Below are 482 nucleotides of genomic sequence, written 5' to 3' on the forward strand. Positions count from 1 at the left end.
GCCCATGACGGTGAAGCGGTCGCCCCAGGCCGCGGGTGGCGTCGCGTCCAGCCGCATCGCGTGGCGCCAGCCGCGGTTGCGCAGCACGATGTCCACGTCGGAGAGCGCCAGCGGGGGGGCGCCCCGCATCGCGTCCGTCCAGCGCACGGTGCCCCCGCGCAATGCCACCTCGCCCTGCGAGAACAGCCAGTCGGCGCCGCCGCCGCCCTCGCCGGGGCCGGCCTGGCTGCGCACCGGGATGCCGCCCACCACCAGGCGCCCGTCGGCCTCGCGGCGCACGTCCAGTTCGGGGCGTTCGATATAGAGCTGCTCGAAGCCCAGGCGCAGCACCGAGCGCGGCGACAGCGAGGCGACCACCCGGGGCAGGCGCAGCGCCTCGCGCCCCTGCGCATCGAGCAGGGCGACGTCGAGAAGCTCCACGGTCGGCACCAGGCCCTCGGAGCGCGCCGACAGCGCGCCGATGCGCACGGGTACCCCCAGGG

The 482-nt window shown here is 76.8% G+C and carries 1 protein-coding gene; it reads right to left on the reverse strand.

Going from position 1 to position 482, the window contains the following annotated elements; all coding sequences use genetic code 11:
• Positions 1–482: hypothetical protein (locus tag GVN67_RS29225; protein ID WP_200845455.1), on the reverse strand; the 482-nt coding region annotated here is incomplete at both ends.

It is taken from the genome of Roseomonas sp. 18066, assembly GCF_902706185.1.
Taxonomy (GTDB): domain Bacteria; phylum Pseudomonadota; class Alphaproteobacteria; order Acetobacterales; family Acetobacteraceae; genus Pseudoroseomonas.